Source organism: Streptomyces carpinensis, assembly GCF_002154505.1.
GTDB classification, from domain to species: domain Bacteria; phylum Actinomycetota; class Actinomycetes; order Streptomycetales; family Streptomycetaceae; genus Streptomyces; species Streptomyces carpinensis.
On sequence record NZ_MUBM01000321.1, the window covers coordinates 21290 to 27318 of the forward strand.

Here is a 6029-nt window from a genome sequence, read left to right on the forward strand (position 1 = left end):
TCACGTGAAACACCCCGGCGTCTGTCAGTCGAGGTCCGGCGCGTGCATGGCCCGGACGCCCTCGATATTGCCGTCCAGGTAGTGCCGCAGGGACAGCGGGACAAGGTGGACGGAGGCGATCCCCACCCGGGTGAACGGCACCCGGACGATCTCGTACTCGCCGATGGGCTCGTCCACCTCGGGACCGTGTCGCAGGGAGGGGTCCATCGACTCCAGACGGCAGACGAAGAAGTGCTGCACTTTGACACCGGTCGCGCCGCCGTCCTCGCCGATGTGTTCCACGGTGTCCACGAAGCAGGGCACCACATCGGTGATCTTTGCGCCGAGCTCCTCGTACACCTCGCGGTGCAGGGCGTCGACGACGGTCGTGTCTCCTGGCTCGACCCCGCCTCCGGGAGTGACCCAGTAGGGATCGACACCGGGCTTGGTGCGCTTGATGAGAATCAGGTCGTCGCCGTCGAGGAGAACGGCTCGAGCGGTGCGCTTGACCACGGGTCGGACGGTCATGGGAGAAATGTGGCCCGGTTGGTTCCACGTGAAACATCGCGAAACGTCATCAGTTGAGCCCGCTGCGTGACACCCGGCCGAAAGATCTCAGGACCAGTTGGAGGCCACGCGGATCAGCCACTCGTGGGCGCGGGCGATGTGGGGCATCGCCAGGGTGCCGGTCCGCACCACCAGGAAATACGTACGCAGGGGCGGCACCGCCGGTTCATGGAGGGTCACCACGTCTCCTCGCTTCAGGGCCGGAGCGCACAGATAGCGGGGTAACACCGCCAGTCCGGCGCCCGCCACGGTGCAGGCGAGGACCGCACGCAGGTCGGGGGCGATCACGGTGCCGGCCACGGTCGGCCGGCAGTCGAAGACCGAGGCCCAGTAACGGGAGACGAAGGGCAGCGATTCCTGGACCTCGACCACGGGGACGTTCTTCAGAGCGGGCACGTCCTTGCCATGCGGCCTCATGGGGCCGATCTCGTCGGCCCAGCGCGGTGCGGCGACCAGGATGTGCTCCTCGTCGCACAGTGGGGCCGCCGTGAGCAGGGCGCCGCGTGGCCGGGCCGTACCGATGGCGAGGTCGTGGTGTCCGGCGGACAGGCCTTCCAGGACCTCCTCGGCTGTCCCGAAAGAGACCCGCAGAGCGAAGCCCTGCCCGTCGTCGCCGGTCAGCTCGGTCAGCGCGGGCAGCGCCCGTTCCGCCGTGAACTCGGGCGGCCCAGCCAGATGCAGCGTGCGGAAGGAGGACTCGTCGTCGAGGCCCGACTCGGTTATCTCCACCAGGGCGTCCAGGTGGGGAGCGGCCTTGTGGGCGAGCTCGTCGCCGATGGACGTCGGGGTCACGCCGCGGGCCTGGCGCAGGAACAGCGGTCGGCCCAGCTGCCGCTCCAGCGTGCGGATCTGGGAGGTGACGGCTGGCTGGGAGAGGCCGAGCAGCGCCGCCGCCCGGGTGAAGGATCCCGCCCGGTGCACGGTCACGAATGTACGCAGCAACGCCAGGTCCACGCCTTGTCCTCCCCTTGCGTCGCCTACCCCGCCCGACCCCCGGCCGCGCACAACTATAAATATGTCGATAGGTCTCTGTCGCTACTGTGATTGGACACTGACGCAGAGTCAATTAGCCTTGTTGGCGCGGTTCTTCGCGCGCAGAACCGAGGGCGGTCCGAGCCACGAGGGGGGAGGCTCGGACCGCCCGTCATGGGCGGGCGGACATCGGCCCGGTGTGGGAGAAGCGGTCAGTGCGCCGACTCGTCCAGCGCACGCAGCACATCCGCCACCAGGTCCGCCGGGTCCTCGGCGCCGACGGAAATCCGGATGAATCCTTCCGGGACCGCGTCCCCGCCCCAGCGCCCGCGCCGCTCCGCCGTGGAGCGCACCCCGCCGAAGCTCGTGGCGTCGTCCACGAGCCGCAGGGCGTCGAGGAAGCGGTCGGCATGCGTGCGGGTCGGCAGCGTGAAGGACACCACGCATCCGTAGCGCCGCATCTGCCGTGAGGCGATCTTGTGCGAGGGATCGTCGGGCAGTCCTGGATAGCGCAGTCCGGTCACCTCGGGGCGCCCGCGCAGTGCCTCGGCGAGGGCCAGGGCGGAGGCGTTCTGCCGGTCGACGCGCAGTTGGAGGGTGGCGATCGAACGGTGGGCGAGCCAGGCCTCCATCGGCCCCGCGATCGCACCGACGATCTTGCGCCAGCGGCGTACGGCTGCCATGGCCTCGCCGTCGCGGCCGGCTACGTAGCCCAGCAGGATGTCGCCGTGCCCGGTGAGCTGCTTGGTGCCACTGGCCACCGAGAAGTCCGCGCCGAGCTCCAGAGGCCGCTGGCCCAGCGGCGTCGCCAGGGTGTTGTCGACGGCGACCAGGGCGCCACGCGCGTGTGCCGCCTCGACCAGTCGGCGGATGTCGCAGACGTCCAGACCGGGGTTCGACGGGGACTCGATCCACAGCAGCCGAGCGCCGTCCAGCACCTCCAGCTGGGCGTCCTGGCCGGTCGGGGCGGTGCGTACCTCGATGCCGTACGACTCCAGCTGCTCGCGGACCAGGGGCAGGGCCTGGTAGCCGTCGCTGGGCAGCACTACCGTGTCGCCCGCGCGCAGCTGGGAGAAGAGCACCGAGGAGATGGCCGCCATGCCGGAGGCGAACACCAGCGTCTCGACGTCGTCGCGCCCGGGGCCCTCGAGTTCGCCGATGGCCCGCTCCAGCAGCGTCCAGGTCGGGTTCTCGTCGCGGCCGTAGGTGTACGGACCCGTCGGGTCGCCCGGCAGATGGAAGTGGGCGGCGAACACCGGTCCGGGCAGCGTCGGTTCGTGCTTGACCGGCTCGGGAAGCCCGGCGCGCACCGCGCGGGTGCCGTCACCGGCGCCCCCTGGAAGGCCGGCCTCCTGCCGCGTTCCTTCCGTGCCGTAGGCGCCGTCCGCAGCGGAATCGTTCATGCCGCCCGTCCCTTCACGTGCTCTCGTACCGCGGCCGGCAGGCCCGGGCTCGCTGTCTCCACCATCTCAGGAGACGCCCGGACGGCGTCCAGGCGCCCGTATCGCGGGCCCGGCGCGTCCCGGCCGTCGAGATCGGCGGCGTCGCTCAGTCCTCGTCCGGCAGGACCATGTGCAGCGCCCAGGAGACGACCGAGACGATCAGGCCGCCGACGACGGCCGTCCAGAAGCCCTCGACGTGGAAGCTGAGCTGGAGCTTGCCGCAGACCCACGACGTCAGCAGCAGCATCAGCGCGTTGACGACCAGGGTGATCAGCCCGAGCGTCAGGATGAACAGCGGAAAGGTCAGCACCTTCACGATCGGCTTGACCAGGAAGTTCACCAGCCCGAAGACCAGGGCTACGACGATCAGCGTGCCGGCCTTCTTCGCGGTGCTGTCGCCGGTGAGCGTTATCTTGTCGAGCAGCCATACGGCGACGGCCAGTGCGCCCGCGTTGGCGATCGTCTTGACTACGAAATTCTTCATGTGTCTGATCGTGGCAGACGAGATCGATCACGAACACGGGCGAGGACGATGAAGGCATTCCGGCTGGACGAACTGGAGGCGGAGCGAGCCGCCAACGAGGGCGCATATCTCCAGTTCCTGCGGGAGCGGAACATGTCGGTCGGTCTGTACGCGCTGGACGCGGGCGGGCACGACCCGCAGAAGCCGCACCAACAGGACGAGGTGTACTTCGTCGTCAGCGGGCGCGCCTCGATCACGGTCGGTCTGGAGACGACCGAGGTGGCGCGCGGCAGCGTGGTGTACGTGCCGGCCGGGGTCGCTCACAAGTTCCACCACATCAGCGAGGATCTGCGGGTCCTGGTGGTCTTCTCTCCGCCGGAAGCCTGAGGCGCTGTCTCAGGGTTCCCTAGGGGGCCGGTCAGGGGAGGACAAGGGATGTGAAGCCCCCGCCGGGCCCGCCGACGGCCCTAGCATCGAGTGCAGGACATCGACAGTGCCCGCACCGAGGGGCGCGGGACACCGACGGAAACCGGCGCTGAGGCCGGCGTAGAGATAGGGACGAGGGCAATGCGAGAGATCTTCGCGGGTCTGCCGTGGTGGGTGAAGTGGATCGCGGTGCCGGTCATCGCCCTGGTCGTCTTCGGCGGCCTGATAGCGAGCGTGGTGGGCTTCGTGATCGGTCTGCTGTTCAAGCTGCTGGTCTTCGTGGCCCTGGTCGGCGGCCTGATCTACATCGTGCGGAAGTTCATGGCGGGCTCGTCCTCGCGCGGCGACTGGTGAGCACGGAGGGACACCGGTGATCGGTAACAGGAATTACCGGTTCCCTCGCGGGAGGGAAGTTTTCCGGAGGGGCCGTCCCCAGGCGGTGGCGGGCGGATAAGGTCCGGGCATCGTCGCGGGGCCGGCCCCCGCGGGCAGCGTTTCCCACCCGTGTCTCCCTGCACGGGCTGCCACTCGCGCTATGGGAGTGACCCTTGAGCACGGTTGACACCGCACCCGCACAACTGCACGCGCCCCCCGCCCCCCGAGCGCCGTCCCGCTCCACGGCACTTCCCGCACAGCCACGCTCCGCGCCGCCGGTGGAGCAGCCTTGCGCCGGCCCTCTGGAGCAGCAGCCCGCTCAGCCGCCGCAGACCCTCATCGGATCGGTACAGCGCGCGATGCGTCTGCTGGAAACCGTCGCGCGCCACGAATACGGAGCCCCGGCCAAGCAGCTGGCCCGCGAGACCGGCCTCGCGCTGCCCACCGCCTACCACCTGCTGCGCACCCTGGTCCACGAGGGCTATCTGTACCGCGACCGGGGGTTGTTCTTCCTTGGTGAGGCGGTCGAACGGCTGAGCAGCAGCGGAGCAGCGCAGAAACGTCGCAGCACGATTGTCGAGACGCTCGCACAATGGCGTGATCTGATCGGTGCGCCCGTGTACTACGCGATGTACCGGGACGGCGAGATCGAGGTCATGTACGTCTCCGACAGCCCGGCCAATCCGGCGGTGGAGGAGTGGGCCGACTTCCGGGAGACCGGGCACGCACACGCGATCGGTCAGTGCCTGCTGTCCCAGCTGGACGACGGTGACCGCCGTGACCACCTCGACCGCTACCCCGTGCGGTCCGTCACTCCGTACACGGTCCGTGACAATCACAGTTTCCTGCGGCGTCTGGAACGGATGCGCCGGATGCAGCCGGTGACGGAGAGGCAGGAGTACGCCCTTGGGACGGTCTGCGCGGCCGTTCCCATCACGGTGGGCGCCACGGCTGTGACAATGGCCCTCTCGCTGCCCGCTCACCAGGCCGACCGGCTGATGCCCGCCGCGCGACGACTGCAGGACGAGGTGGGGCGGCGTGCCGGCGCCCTCGCGCTCGCTATCAGTATCTGAAAACTCACTCCTTGTGATCTGCTGTGTACGTTCAGCAAGATGCCACCAGTGTCACGGGGACGATTCCCGGCCAGTCGACGGCAGATGACGGGGTAGCGATGCGCGAGTCCGTACAGGCAGAGGTCATGATGAGCTTTCTCGTGTCCGAGGAGCTCTCCTTCCGCATCCCGGTGGAGCTGCGGTACGAGACCTGTGATCCCTACGCCGTACGGCTGACGTTCCATCTGCCCGGAGACGCCCCGGTGACCTGGGCCTTCGGACGGGAGCTGTTGATCGACGGGGTGGGCACGCCGTGCGGGGACGGTGATGTGCGGATCTCGCCCGCGGACGCCGACTCCCTGAGCGAGGTCCTGATCCGTCTTCAGGTCGGCAGCGATCGGGCGCTGTTCCGCTCCTCCACGGCGCCTCTCGTGGCGTTCCTGGACCGCACGGACAAGTTGGTGCCGCTGGGCCAGGAAGGGGCTCTGGCCGACTTCGACGCGCACCTCGACGAGGCCCTTGACCGCATCCTGGCTGAGGAACAGAGCGCGGGCTGAAGCGTTTCGGCAACGGGGAGTGCGGTGGCGTAACGCCTCACCGCGTGCGCTGGTCGCACGAAGCGGCGGAAGGCCGCTCCTGCCACCGGGTCACCGCTTGCGGCGTCTTCCTCTGCCGCCGCGCGCCGGAGCCGGCAGGCCGGGCCTGGCCCGGGTGGGCATCGGTCCGGCACCCGGCCGGTCGGCCGAGACCACG

The 6029-nt window shown here is 69.2% G+C and carries 8 protein-coding genes; 4 read left to right on the forward strand and 4 right to left on the reverse strand.

Annotated features, from left to right (window positions below; all coding sequences use genetic code 11):
* Positions 1-24: 24 nt before the first annotated feature.
* From BZY54_RS36030 to BZY54_RS36045, 4 genes are all read right to left on the reverse strand, one after another.
* Positions 25-507: an NUDIX hydrolase gene (locus tag BZY54_RS36030; RefSeq protein WP_086729525.1), complete on the reverse strand. Its 483-nt coding sequence runs from the start codon at positions 505-507 to the stop codon at positions 25-27.
* Positions 508-594: 87 nt separating this feature from the next.
* Positions 595-1500, reverse strand: coding sequence for a LysR family transcriptional regulator (locus BZY54_RS36035; protein WP_086729526.1), 906 nt, complete (start codon positions 1498-1500; stop codon positions 595-597).
* Positions 1501-1730: 230 nt separating this feature from the next.
* Positions 1731-2921, reverse strand: a complete 1191-nt coding sequence (locus BZY54_RS36040; protein WP_086729527.1) for a cystathionine gamma-lyase — start codon at positions 2919-2921, stop codon at positions 1731-1733.
* Positions 2922-3066: 145 nt separating this feature from the next.
* Positions 3067-3444 (reverse strand): phage holin family protein, encoded by a 378-nt coding sequence (locus BZY54_RS36045; protein ID WP_086729528.1) that lies wholly within the window; start codon positions 3442-3444, stop codon positions 3067-3069.
* A 48-nt stretch (positions 3445-3492) separates the two neighbouring features.
* On the opposite strand from BZY54_RS36045, the gene BZY54_RS36050 reads away from it, so the two are divergent.
* The 4 genes from BZY54_RS36050 to BZY54_RS36065 all read left to right on the forward strand — a co-directional run bounded on the left by BZY54_RS36050 (position 3493) and on the right by BZY54_RS36065 (position 5833).
* Positions 3493-3810 carry a cupin domain-containing protein gene (locus BZY54_RS36050; RefSeq protein WP_086729529.1) on the forward strand — a complete coding sequence of 106 codons (318 nt, stop codon included), beginning with the start codon at positions 3493-3495 and terminating at the stop codon, positions 3808-3810.
* A gap of 180 nt (positions 3811-3990) precedes the next feature.
* The gene (locus tag BZY54_RS36055; protein ID WP_086729530.1) at positions 3991-4203 is read left to right on the forward strand and encodes a DUF5326 family protein; all 213 of its coding nucleotides are present in this window, start codon (positions 3991-3993) and stop codon (positions 4201-4203) included.
* A 194-nt stretch (positions 4204-4397) separates the two neighbouring features.
* Positions 4398-5297 (forward strand): IclR family transcriptional regulator, encoded by a 900-nt coding sequence (locus BZY54_RS36060; protein ID WP_244217507.1) that lies wholly within the window; start codon positions 4398-4400, stop codon positions 5295-5297.
* A gap of 98 nt (positions 5298-5395) precedes the next feature.
* Positions 5396-5833 (forward strand): SsgA family sporulation/cell division regulator, encoded by a 438-nt coding sequence (locus BZY54_RS36065; RefSeq protein ID WP_086729532.1) that lies wholly within the window; start codon positions 5396-5398, stop codon positions 5831-5833.
* Positions 5834-6029: the final 196 nt, after the last annotated feature.

Bases quoted from the DNA above. Each gene is read 5' to 3' on its own strand.
- BZY54_RS36065 (WP_086729532.1), top strand. From the start codon at position 5,396: ATGCGCGAGTCCGTACAGGCAGAGGTCATGATGAGCTTTCTCGTGTCC.
- BZY54_RS36030 (WP_086729525.1), bottom strand. From the start codon at position 507: ATGACCGTCCGACCCGTGGTCAAGCGCACCGCTCGAGCCGTTCTCCTC.
- BZY54_RS36045 (WP_086729528.1), bottom strand. From the start codon at position 3,444: ATGAAGAATTTCGTAGTCAAGACGATCGCCAACGCGGGCGCACTGGCC.
- BZY54_RS36040 (WP_086729527.1), bottom strand. From the start codon at position 2,921: ATGAACGATTCCGCTGCGGACGGCGCCTACGGCACGGAAGGAACGCGG.
- BZY54_RS36050 (WP_086729529.1), top strand. From the start codon at position 3,493: ATGAAGGCATTCCGGCTGGACGAACTGGAGGCGGAGCGAGCCGCCAAC.
- BZY54_RS36055 (WP_086729530.1), top strand. From the start codon at position 3,991: ATGCGAGAGATCTTCGCGGGTCTGCCGTGGTGGGTGAAGTGGATCGCG.